Source organism: Butyricimonas faecihominis (genome assembly GCF_033096445.1).
Taxonomy (GTDB): Bacteria; Bacteroidota; Bacteroidia; order Bacteroidales; family Marinifilaceae; genus Butyricimonas; species Butyricimonas faecihominis.
Window position 1 is genome coordinate 2,655,995 of record NZ_AP028155.1, and the last position, 25,102, is coordinate 2,681,096.

General features: G+C 43.8%; 18 protein-coding genes, 1 tRNA gene and 1 riboswitch. Of the genes, 4 read left to right on the forward strand and 15 right to left on the reverse strand.

Annotated elements, in window-relative coordinates; translation table 11 throughout:
* From ribD to R8806_RS11135, 14 genes are all read right to left on the reverse strand, one after another.
* The gene (gene ribD, locus R8806_RS11070) at positions 1–1,107 is read right to left on the reverse strand and encodes a bifunctional diaminohydroxyphosphoribosylaminopyrimidine deaminase/5-amino-6-(5-phosphoribosylamino)uracil reductase RibD (RefSeq protein WP_124317307.1); all 1,107 of its coding nucleotides are present in this window, start codon (positions 1,105–1,107) and stop codon (positions 1–3) included.
* 93 nt (positions 1,108–1,200) lie between these two features.
* Positions 1,201–1,322: riboswitch (FMN riboswitch) on the reverse strand.
* An 83-nt stretch (positions 1,323–1,405) separates the two neighbouring features.
* On the reverse strand, positions 1,406–2,716 hold the full coding sequence (locus R8806_RS11075; protein ID WP_124317792.1) for a MutS-related protein: 1,311 nt from the start codon (positions 2,714–2,716) through the stop codon (positions 1,406–1,408).
* A complete protein-coding gene (locus R8806_RS11080; protein ID WP_124317791.1) occupies positions 2,697–3,371 on the reverse strand; it encodes an ATP-binding cassette domain-containing protein in 675 nt (224 codons plus the stop codon). Before R8806_RS11080 ends, R8806_RS11075 begins: the two co-directional genes overlap by 20 nt.
* Before the next feature lie 2 nt (positions 3,372–3,373).
* Complete coding sequence (locus tag R8806_RS11085) at positions 3,374–3,727, reverse strand: hypothetical protein (RefSeq protein WP_124317790.1); 354 nt, start codon at positions 3,725–3,727, stop codon at positions 3,374–3,376.
* Complete coding sequence (locus tag R8806_RS11090) at positions 3,700–4,440, reverse strand: DUF169 domain-containing protein (RefSeq protein ID WP_124317789.1); 741 nt, start codon at positions 4,438–4,440, stop codon at positions 3,700–3,702. The genes R8806_RS11085 and R8806_RS11090 overlap by 28 nt, the downstream gene beginning before the upstream one ends.
* Before the next feature lie 360 nt (positions 4,441–4,800).
* The gene (locus R8806_RS11095; protein ID WP_124317788.1) at positions 4,801–6,837 is read right to left on the reverse strand and encodes a M13 family metallopeptidase; all 2,037 of its coding nucleotides are present in this window, start codon (positions 6,835–6,837) and stop codon (positions 4,801–4,803) included.
* A gap of 213 nt (positions 6,838–7,050) precedes the next feature.
* Entirely contained in the window at positions 7,051–7,371 is a 321-nt protein-coding gene (locus tag R8806_RS11100; RefSeq protein WP_151411494.1) for a 50S ribosome-binding protein YggL, read from the reverse strand.
* A 12-nt stretch (positions 7,372–7,383) separates the two neighbouring features.
* A complete protein-coding gene (locus R8806_RS11105; protein ID WP_124316201.1) occupies positions 7,384–9,462 on the reverse strand; it encodes an alpha-L-fucosidase in 2,079 nt (692 codons plus the stop codon).
* A 222-nt stretch (positions 9,463–9,684) separates the two neighbouring features.
* Positions 9,685–11,199, reverse strand: a complete 1,515-nt coding sequence (locus tag R8806_RS11110) for a PKD-like family lipoprotein (protein WP_124316202.1) — start codon at positions 11,197–11,199, stop codon at positions 9,685–9,687.
* Between the two features lie 16 nt (positions 11,200–11,215).
* Positions 11,216–11,911, reverse strand: a complete 696-nt coding sequence (locus R8806_RS11115; RefSeq protein WP_124316203.1) for a DUF4843 domain-containing protein — start codon at positions 11,909–11,911, stop codon at positions 11,216–11,218.
* A gap of 15 nt (positions 11,912–11,926) precedes the next feature.
* Positions 11,927–13,387, reverse strand: coding sequence for a RagB/SusD family nutrient uptake outer membrane protein (locus R8806_RS11120; RefSeq protein WP_124316204.1), 1,461 nt, complete (start codon positions 13,385–13,387; stop codon positions 11,927–11,929).
* 16 nt (positions 13,388–13,403) lie between these two features.
* Positions 13,404–16,757 carry a SusC/RagA family TonB-linked outer membrane protein gene (locus R8806_RS11125; RefSeq protein WP_124316205.1) on the reverse strand — a complete coding sequence of 1,118 codons (3,354 nt, stop codon included), beginning with the start codon at positions 16,755–16,757 and terminating at the stop codon, positions 13,404–13,406.
* 198 nt (positions 16,758–16,955) lie between these two features.
* A complete protein-coding gene (locus tag R8806_RS11130; protein WP_124316206.1) occupies positions 16,956–18,119 on the reverse strand; it encodes a FecR family protein in 1,164 nt (387 codons plus the stop codon).
* A gap of 71 nt (positions 18,120–18,190) precedes the next feature.
* Positions 18,191–18,757 (reverse strand): RNA polymerase sigma factor, encoded by a 567-nt coding sequence (locus R8806_RS11135; protein WP_124316207.1) that lies wholly within the window; start codon positions 18,755–18,757, stop codon positions 18,191–18,193.
* A 556-nt stretch (positions 18,758–19,313) separates the two neighbouring features.
* On the opposite strand from R8806_RS11135, the gene R8806_RS11140 reads away from it, so the two are divergent.
* Positions 19,314–19,390 (forward strand) — tRNA-Asn (locus tag R8806_RS11140).
* Positions 19,391–19,888: 498 nt separating this feature from the next.
* Here the strand turns inward: R8806_RS11140 and R8806_RS11145 are convergent.
* The gene (locus R8806_RS11145) at positions 19,889–22,543 is read right to left on the reverse strand and encodes an ATP-binding protein (protein WP_164719578.1); all 2,655 of its coding nucleotides are present in this window, start codon (positions 22,541–22,543) and stop codon (positions 19,889–19,891) included.
* Between the two features lie 274 nt (positions 22,544–22,817).
* On the opposite strand from R8806_RS11145, the gene R8806_RS11150 reads away from it, so the two are divergent.
* The 3 genes from R8806_RS11150 (at position 22,818) to R8806_RS11160 (ending at position 25,100) form a co-directional block, all read left to right on the forward strand.
* On the forward strand, positions 22,818–23,135 hold the full coding sequence (locus tag R8806_RS11150; RefSeq protein WP_087420736.1) for a TusE/DsrC/DsvC family sulfur relay protein: 318 nt from the start codon (positions 22,818–22,820) through the stop codon (positions 23,133–23,135).
* A 170-nt stretch (positions 23,136–23,305) separates the two neighbouring features.
* Positions 23,306–23,809: a hypothetical protein gene (locus R8806_RS11155; RefSeq protein ID WP_124316209.1), complete on the forward strand. Its 504-nt coding sequence runs from the start codon at positions 23,306–23,308 to the stop codon at positions 23,807–23,809.
* Positions 23,799–25,100: a (Fe-S)-binding protein gene (locus R8806_RS11160; protein WP_087420734.1), complete on the forward strand. Its 1,302-nt coding sequence runs from the start codon at positions 23,799–23,801 to the stop codon at positions 25,098–25,100. The genes R8806_RS11155 and R8806_RS11160 overlap by 11 nt, the downstream gene beginning before the upstream one ends.
* Positions 25,101–25,102 lie beyond the last annotated feature (2 nt).

A 25,102-nucleotide genomic window follows, 5' to 3' on the forward strand; every position in this document is an offset into this window, starting at 1 on the left:
TTAGTTTTTAACTTTTAGTTTTAAAAGGACATCATGACCGACGTTCAGTACGTTTTCCAATTCAAGGTTAATAGCATCAGCCATTTTCTCCATCCCTGCACCTTCTACCGGAGTCTTGGCATTCATTCCCCCCACGATCTTCGGGGCAATAAAAGCATACAATTCATCCGCAAGCCCCTCCGCCAAAAACGTGTAATTCAAACTTCCTCCTCCTTCTAACAAGATGGAATCAATTCCAGACTGCCCCAACAATTCCAACAAGTTCCTGACATCCACAAGTCCTTCCTTCTCCTTGCAAAGTAACATCTCCACACCCGCTTCCCGCAAGGCTTTCACACTCTCTTCCGGAGCGAAACGGGTATGAGCCACGATGGTACGATACTCTCCGGCCGTTTTCACGAGCTGGCTATCCAAAGACAAACGGGCATTACTATCTACCACCACTCGTATCGGCTGTCTGACACCACGGCCCTCAATCCGGCAATTCAATAAAGGATCGTCCGCCACGGCCGTCCCGATTCCCACTACGATTGCCATAAAACGATGCCGCAATTCATGCACGTAAGCTCGCGCTTCCGCTCCCGTGATCCATTTCGAATCTCCCGTCCGGGTCGCGATCTTCCCATCCAGCGTCATCGCGGTCTTCATTGCCACCCAAGGCAACTTTGTCGATATATATTTCAAAAATACTCGATTCTGTTCCCGCAAAGCCTCTTCCTCGACCCCGCAAACCACCTCTATCCCCGCCTCTCTTAACAAAGCAATACCTTTCCCTGCCACCAACGGGTTCGGATCTTCCATCCCGACCACCACCCGGGCAATCCCATGTTCAATAATGGCCTCCGTGCAAGGCGGGGTCTTTCCATAATGGCAACAAGGTTCCAACGTCACGTACATCGTGGCACCCTCCGCAGGAACCGTACAATTCTTGAAAGCGTTCCTCTCCGCATGCCATTCTCCGCATCTCTCGTGCCATCCTTCCCCGATCACCTTTCCTCCCTTCACGATCACGGCTCCCACCATCGGGTTCGGATTCGTGAATCCTACTCCCCGTTCGGCAAGCTCCATCGCTCGTCGCATGTATTCAATGTCTTCCTGTCTCACCATGTTCAAAATCTCCTTTAAACAAAAATGCCCCGAATGCATACACATTCGGGGCATAGATTTATATTGTATTAATATAACATCAATTACAACTAAATATCTCCTCTATCATCCGGACTTTAACCGTCGGTTTCAGAATTTCACTGAATCAGTCCCTCGAAAGGGAGTCGCGGACTATAACCGCCGGTAGGGAGTTGCACCCTGCCCCGAAGAAACATTTTACAAACACAAAAATAGAAATAATTCTAATGATAACAAACAAGTAAAGAATAATTCATGATTTTTTTCTGTATTCACTTGTTCATAACGATTCTATCAAATCCACCACCCCCGCTTTCTTCAAAATATACATCCCGATCCGTTCGTCGGAAACTCCTTCCCGCAAGCGATAGGTGTAACGGGGTTCTCCCGTCGTCATGTCTATTTCAAAGAAACGGAAACATACCGAAGGAAACGGTTTCAAAAATTCCGCCACCTCGACAATATGCGTGGAAATCATAAACACCCCATATGCCAACCGGGCCAATCCACCAATCACCGCACAAGAGGCATCATACGCATCCTTCACGTTAGTTCCCCGGAATAGTTCATCAAAAACCACCACCACTTCCTGTAAATCCCGCACCTGTTCCACGATATATTTTACCCGGGCAACCTCATTATAATAATGACTGTATCCCAATGACAGATTATCCGACAAATTAATCGTGGTAAATAACCCTTTAAACACGGACAATTCCATCCGATCTGCCGGTACGGGAAAGCCGCAATGAGCCAGATAAACCGCCACCCCGAAAGCCTTCATGCAAGTTGATTTTCCCGCCATATTCGGCCCTGTCAGGAAACATAGATGTTGCCGTTCGTCAAGCAAAACATCATTCTTTACCGGATTCTCCAAAAACAAGTGATACAATCCCTCGATCCTCACCATTCTCCCACTTTCCGTGAAAATCGGAAACGTCAACTCCTTCCCTTTAGTCATAATCCCCAACGATCGTAAAGCATCCAGCATATATAAGGTATCCAGCACAACACGAACCCCATCAAGTTCCTTCCCTCGAAAATAAAGGTCCAGACTTTCTCGTGTCCAAAAAGAATCTTTTTTCTGGTTCACCAAGTATTGCATCCCTTCACGGGCAAGCGTTTCTTTCACCCTCTGTTGCATATCCCTTACCACCTCCGGCACTCTCCCCGCTGGCAACTCGTCCATAAAAGTCCCCAACTCACGGATAAGCCGCCCAAGATACGGGACTGCACGTTGGCGCAGATAACAATCGTTATCCGGTTTCAACCATCCTTTCACCGCCCGACTCGTTAAATGATATATATTGCGTTGAGGCACATCCTCCTGTTGCAGGTAAACCTCGATAAAACTCAATTCTTCCCGACGAATATCCAAAAAGAACGGCAATTGCCCCAGATAGCGAATCGCCTCGACTCGACCCCGAATTTTATTGACATCTGTCAACGGCCTTTCTAACATCTTTCTTATACAAGCCTTACCCCCGTCAGAGCAAGCGGTATTGAAACAAGAGAAAATACTTTTCCCGTCCAAAGCTTGATTGAACAACTCCAGATCGTTCAACGTCTGTTCATCTATCTTGAATTCCATCTGTATTCCTTATATATCCTAACAATTCGAGATCCTCACGTCCATTGACCCGCCAAGTTTTACCACTTCTCAATATAAATAACTCGTCACTAATATCTATCACGTCCTCGAAATAGTGGTCGGTAATTACAATCCCTTTCCGTTCTTTCTCCCGCCGGATCACCTCTTTCATTTTCTGCACGTGCAGGGGCATCATAAAAGAGAACGGCTCATCCAACAAACAAAATTTCGAATCCGAGGCCAGAACCGCGTACACCTCAATCATCCTTCGCTCCCCCGTGGAAAAAGTCTTCATTCGCTTTCGGGCTGTCCCTACAAAATCGGGAAAGTCCTCCACGAAACTCTCGAACGCCACCCCGAAATCATCAAACACCTGTTTTACAGACAAACCCGGTAGCACGAAACTCTGTTGTAAAAGATAACGCATATCCTCCGGGCGCCTTTCTCTTGTCAACAAAACCCTTCCGTCAATAGCCACATATTGATCCTTCAATCTCAATCCCCCGTAAATAACTTGCATCAGACAACTTTTTCCACCCCCGTTCCGGCCAAGAATACCGACGACCTGCCCCGTTTCACAGTGCAGGCAAGTATCCCACAGGACACGCTTAAACCCGTATTCCAAGTGGAGATTACTTACATCAAGCGTATGCATGATTACAATTGATAAGCGATTAACATACAGACCACGTACGTCAGGAAATCAAACACCAAAGCCATACCCCAAAGCCACCGGATCGACATCCCCACGTTCTTGTAATAATAGAAAAAACGTCCTGATTTCCGTTTTGTAGTAAACCGGATGAATACCATCGTGGCTACCTTGAACCAAAAGGTAGCCACAATGATCACCGCCACTACGGCCGATGATTTCATCCGGTAAATGAACATAATCAGCCCGCAGGCAAAGGACACGGCAAGAGCGGAAGCCGCAAACATCTCATAAAACGAGACGCATAACCGGGCTCCCCGTTTCACATCCATCACATCCGTTTTTGCATCATCTTCCACGTGTTCGTGATCAGGAAACTCTCCTCCATCTGGTCAATCATCTCCATGAATTTCGAGATCGGCACGGCAAAAGACAATAGATTACTACCCGTACATAACCTTGCCGACGGGTCGAACATCCCAAGCACCGCTCTTTTCGTACCCTCTATTTGTTCCCGGTAAGGATAGTAAATAATAGAGGTACAGCCGGCCCCAAAAGGAGAAATCACTGCCTCCTGTTTCGAACTGTCAAAACCGGCTAAGGTGAAAAGCCCAGAGATAACATCCGCCGGGGCAAAGAAAAACACAGCCTCCGGCTCGTCTTGCTCCGTCAAGTGATCCCAACGTTTAAACACCAGACAATCACCTTTTCTCGGAAGTTCATGGATCGTCTTCAAGAAAGCATTCACCTGTTCTGGGGTCCGTTTATAGCGCTCGCAGTGAGGCGTGTTTTCCCCGTGAGACAGGAAATATTCGAATCCCTCCCTCATACTTTTACTGAATCCCAAGTAAAACTTTCCCCCGCCACATCCCACCGAATCCGGTAAAAAACAAAGCGATTCACCTTTACGAACTCGCCCAAGCTGGGCTATGATACAAGTATGCCCCATCGCCTTCTTCACGATCGTGGCGTTATTATTTTCCTTTGAATAATAAAATGCAACAGGAAGTTCCGCATCATTGAAATATTTCTTCCAAAGAGCAATAAACTGATCTCGCTTAACTATGTCCATAACCCTTTTAATTTTAGTATCAAGCAAATATAAATTATTTTTTGGTTAAAAACAAATCCATGCAGGCAACAATCCTAGTTCCTAGCCCCTTCCCGATTTATACCTTCCTTAGACACGCTTAGTAGTCTCGCCGTACACTCCTCGGTGTCTCCTGTATATATACATGATATATGAAGAAAATATCGCCCATAAATTGATAGTCCACACCGTTAACCTATCGTTGACCTTTCGTTAACCTTTCGTTAACCTACTAACGAGACACCGACGCAAGTATACTGTAATACAGGCGAGATACCCCTAAAAAACATTCCCCGAATCAGCATAGCCAACCCGGGGAATCAATATCATAAAAACCACCTATTACCAGATAGAAGCTCTCTTTTCAACCGGCAAATACAATGCATCACCTTCTTTCACGCCAAACGCGTCATACCACATACTGATGTGAGGAAGTGCTGCATTCACACGCCACCGTCCCAAAGAGTGAGGATCGGATTTCGTTTGCAAACGGATTTGTTCATCACGGGTGTTATCTGCCCAAACATTAGCGTATGACAAGAAGAAACGTTGTTCCGGAGTGAAACCATGCTCGTCTTTTCCAAGCGGGTTTTCAGCCATCGCTTTCTGTAATGCCAAGAATGACACCTGCAAACCACCATGGTCAGCGATATTTTCACCTAACGTCAGTTCTCCATTCGCTTTCAAGCCCGGTAACACCTCGATATTTCCAAAATAGTCTACTAACACTTGGGCTCTTTCCTTGAAGTTCTTGGCATCCTCCGGAGTCCACCAGTCTTTCAAGTTTCCATCCTTATCATATTGACGCCCTTGATCATCAAAACCATGAGTCATTTCGTGACCGATAACAACTCCAATAGCACCATAATTACAAGCATCATCCGCATTCATGTCAAAGAACGGATACTGAAGAATAGCTGCCGGGAAACAAATTTCGTTCGTCGTCGGATTATAATAAGCATTTACAGTTTGCGGGGTCATCAACCATTCGTCCTTATCGACTGGTTTACCTGCCTTGGCAATCATTTTATCATGATCGAAATGATTGGAACGAATAATATTCGCCCAGTAAGAATCATTCTTTATTTCCAGATTGGAATAATCTCTCCATTTATCAGGATAACCCACTTTTACATGGAATGCGGCCAATTTTTCCAAAGCTTTCGCTTTTGTCTCTTCACTCATCCATTCCAATCCTTGAATCCGTTCTCCCAAAGCTTTCTGCAAGTTTCCAACCAACTTAATCATACGCTCTTTAGCCGCGGCAGGGAAATATTTTTCGGAATACATTTGTCCGACGGCCTCTCCCAGCACACCATTCACAGCGCTAACGGCACGTTTCCATCGAGGTTGCATTTCTTTCGTTCCGGAAAGAGTTCTTCCATAAAAATCAAAGTTCTGTGCAACAAAGTTATCACTCAAATAAGAAGATGCCGTATTAATCACATTCCACTGTAAATAAGCCTTCAATACATCCAAATCTTCTTTTTTCAATAAATCGGCAACCGTTTTGATCTCATCCATTTGTCCCACGTTCACTTCCTGCAAATCTTTCAACCCGATCGTCGTGAAATAAGCATCCCAATCTATTGACGGAACTTCTTTCTTCAATTGTGCCACTGTAATTTTATTGTAATTCGCGTACGGGTCACGCAATTCCACGGCAGACTTAGAAGCTTCAGCCAAACGAGTCTCGACTGTCATCACATTCTTTGCCGCTTTTTGAGCTTCTTCCGCGGTAAACCCGGCCAATTGGAACATCTTACCCACGTGTTCTTCAAACTTCGTGCGAATTTCCTTTGTATGGTCATCATCATCCAAATAATATTCACGTTCCCCCAAGCTTAAACCTCCTTGATACAACTGGGCCATATTCATAGAACTGTTCATGTCATCAGCCCCCACGTACAAACCGAAGAAAGGTCCGAAACCATCCCGGTGCATGGTTGCTATCTCCTGAGATAAACCATTTCTATCTTTGATCGCCGCCAATTTATCCAAGTATTCTTTAATCGGGGCAACCCCGTCCGCATTCAACTTAGCACTATCCATGGCGATATTATACAAATCCCCGATTTTCTGGGTGATACTGCCCGGCTGGGATTGTTGCTTGGCCAATTCCTCAATCAATCCTTTGATCTGGGTACGATTATTTTCGGCCAATTGATCGAATGAACCGAAACTTGAATACTCATCCGTGAGCGGGTTAGCTTTCATCCAGCCTCCACAGGCATACTGGTAAAAATCATTTCTCGGATTAATCGTCTGATCCAGATTCGCGAGGCGGATTCCACTTTCCTTGGTCGCCTCTTTTTTACTATTGCAACTTGTAGCTATCAATGCTAAAGCAATAAAAGGTAAATAAAATTTTGTTCTCATATAATCAGTTTTCTAGTCATCTCGCCATAACGGAAAATACCCGTAAAGTTCTTTCAACCAATAAAATCACATACACGATTCATGTTAACCCTGAAAAGAAGTTGAGCATAAACAACCCACGAGAACCTTACAAACTTGGGGCTGTAAATACAGCCCCAAGCGCAGACAAAAATATAATATTTTATAATGAAATGAAAACTGATCGGTGTTTTTTTACCACCCGTACCAGGCATCTTTCAACTCACCGACAGTAACGGATTCCAAATTCTGCCCGTGTTCATCAAACCATTTCCGTACGATGTCCTGTTCTTCCGGAGTAACACTACCCCGTTCACGGGTAATGAATCCCCCACAAACATTGGAATTCCAACCTCCCCCCATTTCCAAAGAATGAGAATTCAACAAGCTTGCTAACTCCTGTAACCATGCTTCAACCACTTGCATTTCCGTATCTGCCTTGAATTTGGCATCAAAAGAAAATCCCAGTTCCCGGAACTCTCCCCTATGTAATTTCTTACGTAATCTCTTTTTCATATCTATATTTTATTATTCTAATTCTACTCGTATATCCCGTAATCCCATATCGCTATTCTTGTTGGCAGGATGAGCCATTCCAAGACTGCAATCGTGAATTTCCTCGGAGTAAAGCTTCATTGATTTCAAACGAAGTTTATACTCTTCTTGTTTCACGTTCGGATTCATCAAATAGGTTACTTCTGTCCCGTAACGATTGTGTAACTTCACGACCAACTGATTATTTCCCTTCTTCAAATGTAGTTTTATCACCTCATTTGTCCGGGGTATTCCGCCAACATATGTACGCAACAACACATCCTTACCATTCAAGGCTACCTGCACCCCGTCGGCAACCCCTAATTCAACCAGTACATCCTGCTCCCGATCACTCGTTAATTCGTGTAATATATGCACCGACTGTTTCTCCTGCATTGGGATATTTAAGGCTTTTCCCGGTTTAAAATCATCCCACAAACGCCAAGCTACCGCATTTACTTTCGGATCAAGAATCGTACCATTAAAGCGTTCCTCTTGAGGATCGAACATATACACCTTACCCCACGTGATCCCCTCCGGGTGGTTATTCAACTTCTGTACTTCCCCGCCAACCAAAGTCACATCCTGCTCCTTCCCGTCAATGACCAAACGGAGTTCTTTTCCCTGCTCTCCTGCCGTGTAAACAATTGTCGGGGTAATGGTCTTTCCGGATTTTCTGAAATGCCAGCTAAACCCAACCGTACTCCGGAAACTGGAATAATAATCCATGCTGGAATAAGCATACACGGGAATTGCATTCACAGCCGACAATTCACTCGTTTCAAGGATCTGGTCGGGAACAACCCGGAAGGCTCCGGCAAATTCCAGTTTCACCACGATCATACCCCGGTCCGGTTTCACATCCCCGGGAATATTTACCGACACGGACTGCCCATCCTGTTTCAAGTTCAAGGCCTTCCCGTCAGCTAACAAACTTGCTTTTTTCGCTTTCCCGATCAACCCGTTCAAAATAATCTCCCGGTTAGCCGGGATCTTCTCAACAAACAAGTAGAGATTACTCCCCTTACAAGTAATGTCCCCCCATTTAACTGCATGATCAAAAGGATTAGCTGTCGTATTATAAATTCCTTCTCCGTAACGTTTCATCCATTTCCCCATTGCTAATAAAGCATCTCGTTCGAATTCTACCACGGAACCATCCCCTCTCGGACCAATGTTCAGTAAAAAGTTACCGCCACGGCTTACCACCTTCACTAAACTACGTAACTTCTCATCAATCTTTTTATCCAAACTTCCCCGTTCCTGCCAAGAGCGATAACTCCATGTCTCATCGAAAAACGAGGCCGGTGTCTGCCAAGGCACTCCAATCTTGTAATCCGGATAAGCATTATCCGCCATCACGGCAAAGTCTCCCCGGTCATTTCCCAAACGCCCACTCACCATACACTGCGGTTGCAGACGACTCACAAGGTCATACAACTCTTTACTCTGTTGCCCGCTCAAAGACCCCATGTCAAACCAAATTTCAGAAATCAGACCGTAATTTGTCATGATCTCTTCCACTTGATGCATACTGAACGCATGGTGTTCCTTCGAGATGGCATCCGCATTATGAGGGGTAATGCCATTTCCGGGGAAATTCCAATCAATCAACGAATAATAAACCGCAAACTTCACCCCCTGCCGACGGCAAGCATCCGACAATTCTTTCATCACGTCCCGCTTGAAAGGGGTTGCATCCACGATATTATACTTCGTGTACTTGGAATGATACATACAAAAACCGTCATGATGTTTCGACGTGAACACGATGGACTTCATCCCCGCTGCCTTTGCCAAAGCCACCACGGAATCAGCATTCCATTTCTCCGGATCAAATTCTTTCGCCACCGCCTCGTACTCCGCCTTCGGGATCTTGGCAAAAGACTGTATCTGCTCACTATACCCGGAACGAACCGGTTGTCCCTTCCAAACTCCCCCCAACTCCGAATACAATCCCCAGTGAATAAACATGGAAAACTTCTGATTTACCCAATCCGGATTGGGTTTCTGTTGTCCAAAAGCGAATTGCACGCCTAACAACAAAATAACTAAACATCCGCGTAATAACATAATAAACACTTTTACAATTTAAACACTTTTACAATTTAAACACTTTACACAAAATAGAGGCTGTAAATATAGCATTTATTGACGTTTTTAAAGCCTGCTAACCTACAAATTATTCCAATTTACTACCTCCATCTATAACATTTTCAAACCTATTAAGTTTCTACACGCAAAAAGAGGCCGGCTAGCAATTAACCGACCTCACACTCTATTACACACATACAATTACATGTAATTCAACAAAGTACCATATTTATAAATCACATCCACAATTTTCCCAAAATTCGTTTCAGCCTCGTACACCAGTTGGGGTTCCCCGCCAGCCAATGACTTATCCGTAATATCATAGATATAGAACTTACCATTTTCAAGCCCAACTGCAATCTGATTGTTATCCTTGTTGCTCTGAATTGAAGTAATCCTCACACCGTCAAATCCGACATATCTTTTAGGAGCTTTCTCCAAAGTCGCCTTGTCGTAATAATACAACACATCACCAGAAGAAAGGAAGAAATACTTTCGCAATGGTAACGACAGGAATTTACTGTCCGGCTTAATCAAGCTGGCCCCCGGAAATTCCATCTCGTAATTATCTGTCACCATAGCCGAGAAAATGTAAGAATACAGTTTAAAATCACGTACATAATATTGCCCAGCATCCGACTTCAACAAGGCAAAATACCCGGAGGTAGCAAAATCGCTCACTTTATAATACCCACAATAAACCAAATCCTTATCCCCCATGTCGCCCAGATTCGTGAACTTCGGATCGGCAGCGTAAACTAGAGGATTAATCTTGCCGGGTTGATATGTATCATAAGCAATCCATATCAAACGACGGTTATAACCATCATACACCAGCATGTGGTACGCATTCATGAACTTAGCCGGAATAGCAAACTTGATACTCAAACTATCCGCCACGTAAACAGGTTCTTGTCCATATAACCCCGTGTGATAATTTCCCACGTCTTCGGATTTCCTACTGTACATCTTTCCATCCTCAGAGATCAAGTAACTATTATTAAAACTAAATGTCGCATCTTTTGCCTTAAAACCTCTCGGGTAAGCTTCTCCTATGAACTCTTGTTTCACAGCTACTTTTTTAGTCAAAGCCCCTCCATCCAATTCCACGCAATCCCCCTCTCCATTCAGCACTAAGACCTCGCCCATCACGGAATAATTAAAACACCAATGCTCCATCAGCTTCACTGGACTTTTTCCCAAAATCTCACCCGTGTTTTTAAAATAAGCATCTGGAAACTCTTCAAAAGTATATTCCGCTTTCCCGTCTTTCTCCTGTTCTTTCGGGCGAATGTAAGAAATACTGGTATTCCCGTCTTTCTCCGACAGAATCAACCAGCCCACGGAATAAGTCGGTGATACCCTCAAATTAAAGGTATTCATGTAGGTCACATTTTCCGCCTCATTGATAATATTAAAACTACAATATGTCGTACCAATCTCCCCGCTATATTGCGGAATATATAGATTCTTTTCAGTGGAAATAATCTTTCCCCCTACATTCCACTCGTATTTTATGCCGGAATCGTTATTTAACGGGAATGTAATCTCGGGACGAATGTCCAGTTCATCTCCCAAGCCCACGGCATAGGAACCTTCCAAGCCGGCAACCTGCGGTTTGTTCATCTCTTTATAATCATACGATCCCTTGTCCTCGTAACATCTTCCTAACACAAAAGGAAGAAGTAATATCCATATTATTTGTAATCTTCTCATGTATTCAAATCATTAATTAACCGATTACCGTAACTTTCATGTTCTCGTTGTTATCCTCGTCATAAATCGGGGGATTCCCGGCATCAATATGCTTTTGTAAATAATATTTCAATTGTAAAGCATAAGCCGTAAATTCACTCGGGGTACAGGCACTAAAATCCGACTCCCCTGTTACTTCAATCAGCAATTGATATTTCTTATCCGAGTATTTTCCGAGATAGGACTTTATCACGACCGAAGTCCACCAATCCGGCTGAGCCGCTATATCGCTGATCACCAACTTCGTTTTTCGGAAAGAAGACACCCCCGGGACAAAATCATCATTTCCCTGAATTTCCAACACCAGCTTAAAAGCTTTCGCTTTCAGCACCTCGGAATTTACCACATGCACGTATATCGTATCTTTTACCATCCCGGAACGAAACGTGTAGCTCTCGCTCAACTGGTAATTCGCCGCATCGATATCCGTCTCGTCCTTGACTGCGACCAGAGTAAACGTCCTTGCTTCCCTCAATGGAATTCCGGCTAAAGTAACTTCCAAGGGCACGTCTAATTCCGATTCACCCGGATGGAAGAAAAAAGAGACGATCGTACTATCCTTCGTGAAATCTTTAGTAAAAGCCAAATAATTTTCCCCATCATAAGTTTTAAATCCCTTTTCGTTACAAGAGAATAAAAACAACGCTAAAACTATCCATAATAAATTCTTCATACATCTCCTTTTTAATTAAAAACTAACCAGATCACTATCAGGAATCGGCAACACGAATTTCGCCCCCAGTTCTATCGTTTTATCACCATCTATCACCGGATGATTCAAACGTTTGTAAAGATAAAACAACTGCCCCTCGGCTATATATTCCCTACGAGCATCCTGAATAACTCGTTCCAGATACTGGGCTTTCGTAAGCTCCCTCGGCAAACGGGTTTTACATCCCCGTCCGAGACGAGCCTCGTCCAACCAGTCAATCGCCTGTCCTGGATCTTTATCAAAAATAGCCTCACCCGCGATATAATACATCTCGCTTAGCCGGATCACCGGGATCAAAGGATTTTGTTGATTGAACACCTCTTGGTTCGAACTTTCTCGCCATTTGATAGATATATCCTTACTGTCGTATGATTTTATAACCATATAAGCTTTCCGGTAATCATCGCCATCCCCCGTGAAAAGATTAGTCATATCTTTAATTTCCATGAAACCGGCAATCCCATTATAATAGGACTCAGCAATCTTATTTTCCTGATTATTGAACAAGGAAAACATGATGTCACAATGAGCTTTCTGATTCCGATCATTTACTTGATCCATAGATAACTGACTCTCGGGTGTGAAATCAAAATACTCGCACTCCAATATCTCTCTCGCCTCTTTTAGAGCTAACTCCTGCATATTAGCATACTGGTACACCCGGGCCAAAAGAGCCGTTGTCGCGTAATAGTCCAGATGAGTACCCCTCGCGTTAAAAAACGCCCCCGGAGAAGAAGGATAACTACTACATTCCATCCGGAACCAATAAGCCTGTTCCCCAACAACATAAGGTTCTATCGTGTCAAACGTTGCCAGCAGATTTTTCCCCTTTTTCAAATCGTCTATCACCAGATCGAGATAATCCGTAACCGGTAATTTCTTACCAACAAGAGTCGGATATTCCGTAACATAAACCAAATAAACCTTTTTATCATCAGTAACGGGAGCCGGGGCAAACAGACGTAACAACTCGAACTGGCAAAAAGCACGAATAGAATAAGCCTCGCCCATAATCATGTTCCTTTCCAGTTCCTTCAATTCAAAAAGGCCGGGATTTTCCGTCTCTATCCGTTGTAGCAAATTATTGCAGTTCGCAATCGTGTTATACAATTTCCGCCAGATCCCGTCTATAATCGACGAACACCCGCTTGTTCCATACTCGTAAGCTCCCGCATCTTTATATCTCTGCGATTTCAAGTTATCATACACGTAATTCTGCGAGAGAACACTCATAAATCCCCAAGTCAGTTCCTGACCGTACAACGAGTTTTCGGACATCTGCTGATAGAGTCCGTTCAACGCAACCCGATACCCGTCACCCGTCTTGAAAAGATCATCTTCCTGCGTCTTATTCTGCGGTGTAACAGTCAACCAGTCATTACAGGAACTGAACAACACTACCGCCAGAATAAACAAATATATCTTACCATACTTCATAGCACTCTATTTTAAATTAAAAACTTGCATTCAACGATATATTAAACGTCCGGGCATACGGATAAGACAAGCCGCGTTCCTGTTTCACGGACGAGAAACGAACCACATCCCCCATGTTAAATTGTAACCGCAACATGCTTAATCCTATTGGTTTTACAAAGGCCAGGTTAAAATCATATCCTATCGATAAAGAATTCAACGCCAAAACGTTATAATCCTGTATAAACCGGGATGTGGGATTCGTGGTAATATCCCGATCCCGAATATCCTTCAAAGGAGATATATCCCCCTCTTTTTGCCAACGGTCAGCAGACACCCGCTTATCCACGTTATAATTATAGACATCAGCATTCTCCACGTCATTCACCAACGTATAATTATAGCGTTGTCCACCGAACTCGTACATAAACGAACAATACAGGAAGAAATTCTTATAGGCCACGTTCAGCCCGAAAGATCCTTGCGCATCCGGTTCCGTATTGCCAATCACGACAGTCTCGGTGGGATCCCACGTGTAAGTCGTCGTCCCATCATTTTTCAGGAAAAGTTCATCCCCGGTCGCCGGGTCTATACCCAAAGAACGCATACCAAAAATTGATGTCAGGGAACCTCCCGGAACGTATTTGGTCAACGCCTTTGAATAATCCCGGCCTACTTCTTTCGTCTTATAATACTCGTTCACTTTATCATTGTAAGCGGCCAGCGATTCAGAAATTTTCAATATTTCATTTTTATTATGTGCGATATTCGCGTACACGGAAACCAGCAAGTCACCCCGATTCAAGATCATCGTTTTCAACGACACCTCGACCCCCTCATTCCTGACCTCTCCCAAATTATCCTTGTAAGAGCTGAAACCGGAAGATGACGGGATTGCCACGTCCGTAACCAGATCCACGGTCTTCTTATTGTAATACGAGAACCTCATATCCAAGGCACCACGGTATATTTTTAAATCGAAACCGAGATCCCAGGTATTTGTTTTTTCCCACTTCAGCCTATTATTTCCCAAGGATTGAATAATTGCCCCAAATCCCGTGGAATACCAATCCTTCGTGTAAGTCGTGTACATCGTCTGTGCCTCAAAAGGAGCGAAATTAACCTTACCCGTCTGCCCGTAAGTCGCCCGAATTTTGAATATGTCAAGATTAGGCAGATGTTCCTTTATATACTTGTAATTATGGATGTTCACACCGATCCCACTCGACCAGAAAGGAGCAAATTTTTTATCAGTCCCGAATTCTGACGACCCGTCAAAACGACAAGACAAATCCAGCAGATAAATGTCATTATACGAATAGTTCAAAAAAGACAGGGCGCCAAACAATCGGGATGCGCTCTCGTCGAACGTCGGCTTCGTCACAATCTCGTAAGCGTAAGCCGGTTTCCACATCTCGGCCGAAGGAAATCCCTTGTATAATGCAGTCTCGTTGGACGCGGACTTATCCACGGCATTCACCCCAAGGGTAAAATTAATGCTGTGTCTATCGATCAATTTATTATACATCACCACGGCATTCAGGTTCCATTCCACGCTCTCCGCGTTATATCTTGAAAGTTCCCCTCTTTTCAAGTCCGTTCCCTGCAAATAATCGTATGTAGATGATTTCGGATCCGTGAATTTATCACTCTTTGAATCTTTTTTCGTTACACTAAACTCTCCTTTCAACTGTAATCCATCCATGATGTACCAATTCACGCTGATATTATCCAGTAGTTCCCGGTAGGACGACCTGTCAAACGAGCCTAGTGTCGCTTCATACAAAGGATTCTTTAAATTTGTATTACTCCCGTCATGCCAAAGTTTTGTTTCTTTCAAATAATTCCCCATTTCATCCTTATACTCGTCGTAAGGCTGTTTCTCCGTATAATCCCGGAAGGTTCCGTAAGGCGACTCTTTAGACTTCGTGACGTTATAAGAAATGTAATTTTTTATCTGTAACCTTTTAAAACGGTAGTCCAACGAGAAACCCGCCCCCATCCGATCCCGGAAAGAGCCTTTCATCACCCCGTCCTGATTATCATACTTCAAGTCAACCCCAAAACGCAAGTTATCAGAACCACCTTCCACGTACACGCTATGTTTATGATTGAAAATCGTACGTAGGGGCTTAGATAACCAATACGTGTCAACGCCTCTCTGCACGTTATACATTTTCAAATTATACTCCTGCTGTTTCTTCAATAGTTCCCCCGGTCCCTCCGCATCATAACAACCGGCTAAAAATTCGGCATTCAATTTCTCTGCCGCATTCATCAAGTTATAATCCGACAAGTCCGGAGCTGTCAATGCCCCGTCAAAATTATAAGAAACACGTAATTTTCCCGGTTGCGGGGCCAGCGTCGTCACGACAACCACGCCGTTAGCACCCCGAGAGCCGTACATAGCTGTCGCTGCCGCATCTTTCAATATCTCCACCGATGCCACCCGACTCATATCAAAGTCATATATTTTCTCTACTGATACCTCGAAACCATCCATGATAAACAGGGGGAGATTAGGATTCCCCTGTAAAGACGATTTTGACAAGTTATCCCGATCCAAATCTTTTACCCCGATACCAGAACGTCCCCGGATATAAAACTCCGGTAGAGCATTCGGATCCGATCCCCATTCCGAATTCTCCTGAATCCGCAAAGAAGGGTCGAAATTCTGCAACGCCACGATCAGGTTACGAGATGCCACCTTCTTCAATTCATCCTGCATCACCCTTACCGTATTCCCCGTGAAACTGGATTTCCGGATATTAGCATATCCCGTTACAACCACGTCCTCCATCTGAACATCCTCATCCTCCAGTTGTACATTATACACGGTTTCATCCGGTAAAATCTTCACCTCTTTCGTTTTCATCCCGATGAACGACACGAGTAGAATCATATCCTTGGAGTGCGGAACGTTAAGAACATAATTTCCGTCAACATCCGCTGCCACTCCGATCGTGGAACCTTTCAGCGTGATCGTTGCACCGATCAATGGCTCTCCCTTATTCGAGGTGACTTTACCGGTTATTTTCATTAAATTGGCAGTCGGAGCCCCTTTCAAAAGAGTAATGACAATCATCCCGTCAACATATTTAAATCCAAGTTTTGTACCCCTAAAACAGTGATCCAAGACCTCCTTTAAAGACACTTGTTCCATCTTGAATGTCTGGGGTTTTACTTGTTTCACCTCATCTTGATTGTACAAAAACTCGACACCCGTTTTCTGGGTCAGATCCTTCAAAACATCCCTCATGGTCGCATTTTGATAATCCACGTTTATTCTCTTCTGAAGATAGTCTTGCGCCTGTCCCGAGAGAGGACAAACCAGAAGTAAAAGAATTACCGGAAACCATCCGATCACATACTTCGATTTCTTTTTCATCATTCCTTATTTTTATTCATTTCACAAACGATCGGACAAAGGCCTCCTCCTAACGCCACCCGAAGGAAAGCGCCAATAAAAACCGATCAGATTGTTTTTCCAATTAATTCACGTATATTTGAAGTGCTATACTTCATCACCTAGTGATGAACATTTGGTTGAACCGGAGTTGCCTCTCCGGTTTTTTAATTACTCTCGATCTTATTGTTTTCCTTTCATAATCAGTATTGTATTTTGGTTAATAGTAAAATGCACATTCGTGGTCATTTCCAGTAGTTCAAAAGCTTTTGTAATATCATCATATTTAAGTAACTGACCTGAAAAACGAGTTCCTTCCAAAGAAGGGTCTGTAAATTCATAATCTAAATCATACCAACGAGCCAGTTTACGGACAATCACATTCAACGGCTCATCATCAAACATAAACTTATTCTCAATCCACGACGTGTAATAACGAGCATCCACCTCCCGCACATCAAAGCAATCCGATCCCAATTGTACCTGCTGGTTCGGGTGAATAATCACGCAATGCTCCCCTTTATTTACCTGCAACTTACCCGTTGCAAGCGTAACCCGGGCATATTGTTCATCCATGTAATTCGTAACATTAAACGAGGTTCCTAACACGCTCACACTAAAATCCCCACTTTTTACCTCGAAGGGCATCTTTTCATTCGGACTAACTTGGAAAAATGCCTCCCCGTGTAACTCCACCACCCTCCGGTCTCCTGTAAAACAAACCGGATAACGCAGAGATGAACCGGCATTTAACCACACGACAGAACCATCGGAAAGCGTCAATCGATATTCGCCTCCACGCCCGACGGCCAGCGTGTGGTGTTCAACTTCTGACATCTGCCGTAAAACAGTATCGTAAATCAACGTGTTGTTTTCCGCACGGACACCATTTTCAACGAAACAAACATCCTGATTCACGTTCAACGGTATCGAATCTTTCCCGTCATCAACAATCAAGGAAATCAGCACCGATTCATGCACGTTAACGGACAAATAAACCGGTGGCCTAATTTTCCCCTCTCTTCCCCAAAAGAATGTCACGCAAAAGATAATAACAGCCACGGCCGCAACTGAACCAATCCACGTCCAACGGGTTTTGCGCACATTGCGGTTCATATCCCCTTCCATCCGTCCCCAAGCTTGTTCCGGATCGGCTATTTCTAAATAATGTCGATGATCCTCTTTCATAAAATCCCGAGACCTCATCCGATCATACCATTCCCGACGGGTTGCATCTGTTTTCAACCAATCTTCCAGTTCCTCCCGATCTTCCATGGTCAATTCTTCAAAAATCTCTTTTTGAAGTAAACGAGTCATCCTCTGTATTACTTTTTCTTCATCGTGCATACTATATCCGTTATCTTACATCAAAGACTAACGAACTTTGCAAATGAGTTACTCTAAAAGTCAAAAAAATATTATTTAACATTTACACGAAAGAATACCAACAGGTAGAAAAGAGACATATCTTTTAAAGAGGATTGTAATTGCTTGCGGGCTTTCACACGTTGCGACCGTACTGTTTCCTCTGCAATACCCAATCGTTCTGCTACTTCCGAAATCTTCAGTCCATCAATATAGCTCAATTTAAATATCTCCCGTCTATGTTCCGGCAAACGATCTATGGCCTGCATGATTTCTACAAATACTTCCGTCTCGATTCGATTCTGAAGATAATTATTCTCGTCCATCTCGTTCCCTTCCTCGTGATCCTCCAAACGGGTGGTAAACTTCTGACGTCGGATATAAGTTATGGATTGATTATAGACAGCCCGGTATAGATAAACCTTCAGATGACTTTTATCAATAAAGCTCATTTTACGTTCCCAAATGGCAAGAAACACGTTATGAACCATATCTTCAGCATCTTCCTCACATGACAAAATCTTCCGAGCAAAAAGACATAACGGTTTATAAAACGCCATAAATACCTCTTTGTACACGCTCTTTGTTAAGACAAACTCTTTTTTTACATCCTCTGTCATGATAACACCTTCACTTCATGTTGACAAATATACATGAATAAAAATTAGAGAACAAAGAATGCACGAAGTAATTAATTCTCAAAATATAGGACCTCGTTTAAATTTCGCAAGGTAGTTATTCACTAACAAGTGCTTTATTATACCCATGGTACGCTGTTACACTATTGTTTGGTATAGGTTTCTCCGTGCTTTCTCCGTGTCACTTGCGAGTAATGACCGGAGGAAATACATTTGAATGCGGCACGAATCGAGACGGAAACATATAGGAACACCGAAGGGACATCGAAGGAATATTGGCATGACCTAGAGGTAATCAAGCAACGACAAGATTTTGTTCAACAAAATTTAAACAGGCTCATAAAAAAACTTAACACTTTTCACATCTCCCCAAAAACAAAATACGCTATTCTCCTTTTACGCCACGAAATACAATTTATTGATTCTCAGAATTCCCGTCTATTACCATATTTTTTTTAGCAAATCAACCTGTTTTTTCCCCTTTTTTATTTTGCAGGATTCAACAAAACTCCTATATTTGCATCGCTTTTGAGAAAATTCCTTAGTAGCTCAGTTGGTTAGAGCGGCGGACTGTTAATCCGTAGGTCGTAGGTTCAAGTCCTACCTGAGGAGCCAAGAAGCTGAAAGCCAGTAGAAATACTGGTTTTTTTCATACCCGCAAGTTTCAATTTTCATGCAAAAGCTCAAGCCTTCTATTAAATAAACACTTGTTTTAAAACGACTTAGACACGCCATCTCAAATCATAAGCATATTCAGACAAACAAGGTATAAAAATATCATATTTGCTATCATTTACACTTTATTTGCTACCAACTGGTCACCAAAGTGGTCACCTCTCCTTCAAAAAGTGGTCACTTTATCTTAAAAAATAAATCATTATATTTAAGCTCTTTAAATACGAACATCATAAACAGGTCGACTGGAATTCAGTATAAACAAACCAACAAAACCCGTTGAATTCAGGTAGAAGACAGGGATCAATGACGTATCATTCTCGTATCAAAGACGTATCAAAGACGTTCAGCGAGTGTCTTTGATACGAAAGTAACAGGCAATGAGGCCGAAATAAAAGCGAAACCACAACCTTACCACCACAATTCTCACAGGGACAATCATATATCCTCCTCTTCCGGCTTTCGGTAAGGAATTTTAAAGTAAAACGTCGTGCCTTCGCCTAAAGTTGATTCCACCCGGATCTGACCGCCCAGAAGTTCTATAATAGCCTCGCAAATGGAAAGCCCTAACCCGGTACCTTGTTTAAACTCGTTCACTTTATAAAAACGATCGAAAATATGTTCCAGATTTTCGGGAGAAATACCGATCCCGGTATCTTCCACCACGCACTCAATCCATTTTTCATCTTCGGACACCCGGGCCCCGATAGCAATATGCCCTTTCGTGGTAAACTTCTTGGCATTTCCGACCAGATTCATAAACACCTTCGTTAACTTCACCTCATCCGTAACGACCAACAGCTCCTTTTCCGGCCCCTTGTTCACCAGCTCAACGCCCTCCGCCACGTTCAAATGCCCCACATCCACCATGGAATGTACCAAGAAATACATATCGCAAACACGGAAAAACACTTTATCCATCCCGGCTTCCAATCGAGAAAGATCCAGCACGTCATCCAGCAACCCCAATAATGCCCGGCTATTATGGGCAATCGTGTCACTGAATACTTTCTTTTCTTCCGCCAGAAACCCTTCTTCCGTCATTAAATTGGCAAATCCCACGATATTATTTAAAGGAGTACGTATCTCATGCGAGATATTCGCAACAAACGCCGATTTCAATCGATCGGACTCTTCGGCCTTACGCATGGCCAATGCCATCTTTTCCTCCGTCTCCTTGTAACGGCTAATATCTATCCCCATGCCATACACGTACATGACTTTTCGCCCGTTACTCATCTCCACCGTCTCGACAATGCCACGGCTTTCCAACCAACGATACCGTCCCGTACGATGATAATACACCCGGAACACGCCAACAAATTCCCGAAGATCATGCCTCTTGATCTTTTCCAAACACGAACGCAACTCATCCCGATCATCCGGGTGAATATGATCAATCAGCTTATCAATCGTGTTCAATCCCTCCTTCAAGGATTCATCCTCCCAAAAACCTTCCCCCATTCTCAACACGTCTTGTTCAACATCGTAGTACCATGAATATGCCTGCAAAGCATTTATCGAAATTCTTAAAAATGTTTGTTGCCGCCACTCACGAGATATATCCCGAATCATGATCACGGCCCCATTCACATCATTCCCCTCGTTCAGCAAAGGAGAAATGCTCCCTGCCACCTGCTGCACGGGGGCACCACACGGGATTAGCACCGTATTTAACGCCAACTCCTGCCTTTTCCCATCCTGTATAACCTTCCATGCCAATTCTTCTATTCCCTCCCCCGTGCCATTCCGGTTTATTTCACAAACATCCTTCAAAGGCTTACCGATAACGTCACTTCCACATCCCAAGCCAACCAAGGAAGCATAATTCAACTCGACAATCCGCAAATCCCGGTCCACAACTAAAATCCCCTCACTCATAGAAGACAGCGTGTTGGTCAATAATTCTGTTTTCTTCTTCAACATATCCGCAATCTGCTGCGTTGCTTTCTCCAAGTAAACACTTTTATGGAGCATCCTCCTGTATCTCAAATGCGACAAAATCAAAAATGTTACCAACAACAATAACAGGACAAACGCGATCCCGACAATAATAATGTAATTCACATAAACACGCCAGAACGACACATGCTCGTTCAAAATCAAACATCCGGCAGGGAGTTCTGCCCGGTCAACCCTCCATCTTTTTAACTGATTATCGTCAAACACGGGCACGGGACAAACAGTATCAACAGGTATTGATTCCACCCGTTCGCCATTCAGAATCCGAACCGCAATACTACCGGCATGCCTCCCCATCTGGTCGGCAAACGTGACGATCCCCCCGAATATCCCCTTTCCCAAACCGTTATCAATAACCGTGAGAATCGGCACGGGACATTCACTGGCATATATAGAATAGTAAATATCCGGATCAAGATACGTTCCCTGTTTCTCCTGCTGCCACGTGGTCAAGATCACGAAAGAAAGCGGGTACACGTTCCGAAGTTCATCCAAAAAATCATTCACGCTAAAAGCCGTATCTCCACTGAAAACGATCGGGAAACGGTCTGCATACCCGGCTAATTGTCTCCGGGCCAAAGCCTGATGTGCCTGACCAGCTCCCGTTTGATCCGATAACACGTATGCCTGACGAGCTTCCGGGAACAACTTCCGCCCTAGTAAAAATACTTTCTCGTAATCAATATCACAAATAACTCCCGTAACGTTGTCACGACCGGGTCTTCCTGTATACGCCATTACCCCACAAAACACGATAGGAGTCTCTTCCAGCAAGGGCATATCCAACGCAAAAAGTGCATTATTCGCCTCCTCATCCGAAACGATAATCAAATCCAATTTACCCTGTATTTCCCGTAATTGCGTTTCCAGTAAAGATTCTCTCACCTCCAAATTCGTCAAACGCTTGGAATCCAAATAAATCACCCTTAGATCCACGTTATAGCGCATCTTTTCCAACTGCTTTCTCACTCCATTCAACACCTTTCGTCCCCAAATCTGTTCGGAATGATAGGAGCTGACAAACAAAACTTGTTTGATTTCCGGGGGTGCAGCCGTCTCACTCCTAGCATTTCGAACACATCCCAACATTCCACTCAAAAAAAGCAATATAAGAATTTGCAAGACTTTCATACACTCATGTATTTTTCGCAACCAAACATACGTTATAGATTGTAAAGATAATACTTTTGCCACAAAACAAGACATAAATTTTACTATTTTGCTACATTTACACCTTAAAATCATCCAATATTCAATTACTATTTTCCAATATTCATCCGCAAATTCTCATCGCCATGCAAGAAAAACTACTACCACGCATAATTTCGTCAAACTCCGATAAAAATCATTGTTGTTGTTTCAAATATTTATTATATTGCAAATCAATCTAAAACCAATAAACATTATGGCAACACTAGAAATTCAAGGAAAGACGTTCGAAGTGGACGGAGACGGTTTCCTCACCGATCCTTCAATCTGGAATGAAGACGTGGCAAAACTCTTTGCCGAGGCAGATGGAATCACAGAATTAAATGACAAACATTGGGCAATTATCAAAATCATTCGTGATAATTTTGAAGAAAAGGGGAATGCCCCGATGGTTCGTACCATCTGTAAAGAGACCGGATTAAAATTGAAAGACATTTATGAATTGTTCCCATTAGGACCAGCCCGAGGAGCGTGTCGGGTGGCCGGGTTACCGAAACCCGACGGGTGCGTCTAATACCCACGACCATGTCTTGGTATATTTGGACCTCGTTAGCTGCACTTCTTTTTTGTGTAGTACTACTGGGGGGATATTTTGTACGACTTTTAAAACACGGTTCTCCCAAGGACCTTTCGCAAAAGTCAGGGAATATTACCCAGGCAGTCTGTTACTCTTGTATCGGAGCTATGTCACCTATGCAAAAAGAATCAGCATACTTACACCTGCCCACTTACACGGCAGGTATATTTTTTCATATAGGAAACTTCCTGGCAATAGCCGTGTACCTTCTTTTCACGCTTGCGGTTATTTTCAACTTTCAGATTCCTATTGAAAGCACAACAAACCTCATCGTCATGATCTTGGCTGCAATCATCTTTATTGCTGCCGTTTGCGGATTGGCTTTATTCATCAAGCGACTAGCCAAAAAAGAGCTGAGAGACCTATCGTGCGCAGATGATTACATTTCTAATCTTCTCTGCACCATCATGCTCTTCCTGACGACCTACTCCCTGCTGACCTTACAATTCGGGGCAGCGTATTATGTTATAATGGCACTTCTTTTCGTGTGGATGCCCTTGGGCAAAATCAAACACGTGCTTTACTTTTTCTTTGCAAGGTATCATTTGGGCTTTTTCTACGGCTGGCGTGGAACATGGCCTCCTAAAAAAGCGATTCAATATGACAAATAATATCACGAACGAACAAAAAGCCAAAGCCCTCGCCATCATTTCAAACACGAATGACAGCAAGCTGGAGACCCATCTAAACGCTTGTGTACGTTGTGGTTTGTGTGCATCGAGTTGTATGTACTACCTCACGATGAAAGAGGGCAAATACATCCCGGCACGAAAGGTTGACCTCGTCAGTTCCATTTACCGACGCTACAAGACTTGGCAAGGGGCCATGTTCCCGTCGTTATTCCATGCCCGGGAACTGAACCAAGAGACATGCGACGAGATGGTCGACTCCCTGTTCGGGGCTTGTACCATGTGCGGACGCTGCGTGAAACACTGTTCTATCGGGGTGGACATTCCCTTCCTCGTGAAAAAAGGACGTGAAATGCTTGCGGTCATGGGACTCGTACCCAAAACCCTCCAAGCAACTGTCGACGCGGCGGTCAACACAGGGAACAACATGGGTATTCCCACGGAAGAGTTTGTTGACACGATCCAATGGATGGAAGAGGAACTCCAAGACGAACTGGAAGACGAGAAAGCCGGAATCTTTCTGGATCAGCCCGACAAGAACGTTTTTTACACCTTGAATCCCCGGGAACCGAAATTCTTCCCGCTTTCCATCTCAGCCATGGCAAAAGTATTCTACGCCGCAGGAGAAGAGTGGACCCTCTCGTCTAAATACTACGACGTGACCAACTACGGGTATTTCAACGGTAATAATGAAGAGGCAACTCAAATTGCCCGGAATCTTTACGACGAGATTCACCGCCTGCACGGCAAACGCCTCGTACTCGGTGAATGTGGCCACGGTTCGAGAGCCATGCGCTGGGAAGGCCCCAATTATCTCAAAACACAGTATGATTTTGACACTCTCACGGTGGTTGAACTCATCGGGGAATATATCCGGAGTGGAAGAATAAAACTCGACAAAACGCTGAATAGCAAGGTTGTCACCATACATGACCCGTGCAACTTGGTTCGAAACGGGGGACTTCTCAATGAAATCCGTTTCGTGGTCAATGCCGCGGCAGCAAACGTGGTGGAAATGACACCCTACGGCACGGACAACTTCTGTTGTGGTGGCGGTGGCGGAGCCCTCGCAATGAGCGAATACAACGAACGTCGTCTCAAAATCGGCAAAATCAAAGCCGACCAAATCACCGCAACGAAAGCCGAGATCGTCGTGACCCCGTGCCACAATTGCGTGGACCAGCTAACTCAAATTAATCACACGTACAAACTGGGTATCACCATAAAGACAGTGGCGGAATTGGTCGCTGATGCCCTAGTAATTGAAAATTAATC

What these genes read in the sequence shown, in the direction of transcription:
- ribD (WP_124317307.1), bottom strand. Translation starts at nt 1,107, where the DNA reads ATGGTGAGACAGGAAGACATTGAATACATGCGACGAGCGATGGAGCTT.
- R8806_RS11075 (WP_124317792.1), bottom strand. Translation starts at nt 2,716, where the DNA reads ATGGAATTCAAGATAGATGAACAGACGTTGAACGATCTGGAGTTGTTC.
- R8806_RS11080 (WP_124317791.1), bottom strand. Translation starts at nt 3,371, where the DNA reads ATGCATACGCTTGATGTAAGTAATCTCCACTTGGAATACGGGTTTAAG.
- R8806_RS11090 (WP_124317789.1), bottom strand. Translation starts at nt 4,440, where the DNA reads ATGGACATAGTTAAGCGAGATCAGTTTATTGCTCTTTGGAAGAAATAT.
- R8806_RS11095 (WP_124317788.1), bottom strand. Translation starts at nt 6,837, where the DNA reads ATGAGAACAAAATTTTATTTACCTTTTATTGCTTTAGCATTGATAGCT.
- R8806_RS11100 (WP_151411494.1), bottom strand. Translation starts at nt 7,371, where the DNA reads ATGAAAAAGAGATTACGTAAGAAATTACATAGGGGAGAGTTCCGGGAA.
- R8806_RS11105 (WP_124316201.1), bottom strand. Translation starts at nt 9,462, where the DNA reads ATGTTATTACGCGGATGTTTAGTTATTTTGTTGTTAGGCGTGCAATTC.
- R8806_RS11110 (WP_124316202.1), bottom strand. Translation starts at nt 11,199, where the DNA reads ATGAGAAGATTACAAATAATATGGATATTACTTCTTCCTTTTGTGTTA.
- R8806_RS11115 (WP_124316203.1), bottom strand. Translation starts at nt 11,911, where the DNA reads ATGAAGAATTTATTATGGATAGTTTTAGCGTTGTTTTTATTCTCTTGT.
- R8806_RS11120 (WP_124316204.1), bottom strand. Translation starts at nt 13,387, where the DNA reads ATGAAGTATGGTAAGATATATTTGTTTATTCTGGCGGTAGTGTTGTTC.
- R8806_RS11125 (WP_124316205.1), bottom strand. Translation starts at nt 16,757, where the DNA reads ATGATGAAAAAGAAATCGAAGTATGTGATCGGATGGTTTCCGGTAATT.
- R8806_RS11130 (WP_124316206.1), bottom strand. Translation starts at nt 18,119, where the DNA reads ATGCACGATGAAGAAAAAGTAATACAGAGGATGACTCGTTTACTTCAA.
- R8806_RS11135 (WP_124316207.1), bottom strand. Translation starts at nt 18,757, where the DNA reads ATGACAGAGGATGTAAAAAAAGAGTTTGTCTTAACAAAGAGCGTGTAC.
- R8806_RS11145 (WP_164719578.1), bottom strand. Translation starts at nt 22,543, where the DNA reads ATGAAAGTCTTGCAAATTCTTATATTGCTTTTTTTGAGTGGAATGTTG.
- R8806_RS11150 (WP_087420736.1), top strand. Translation starts at nt 22,818, where the DNA reads ATGGCAACACTAGAAATTCAAGGAAAGACGTTCGAAGTGGACGGAGAC.
- R8806_RS11155 (WP_124316209.1), top strand. Translation starts at nt 23,306, where the DNA reads ATGTCACCTATGCAAAAAGAATCAGCATACTTACACCTGCCCACTTAC.
- R8806_RS11160 (WP_087420734.1), top strand. Translation starts at nt 23,799, where the DNA reads ATGACAAATAATATCACGAACGAACAAAAAGCCAAAGCCCTCGCCATC.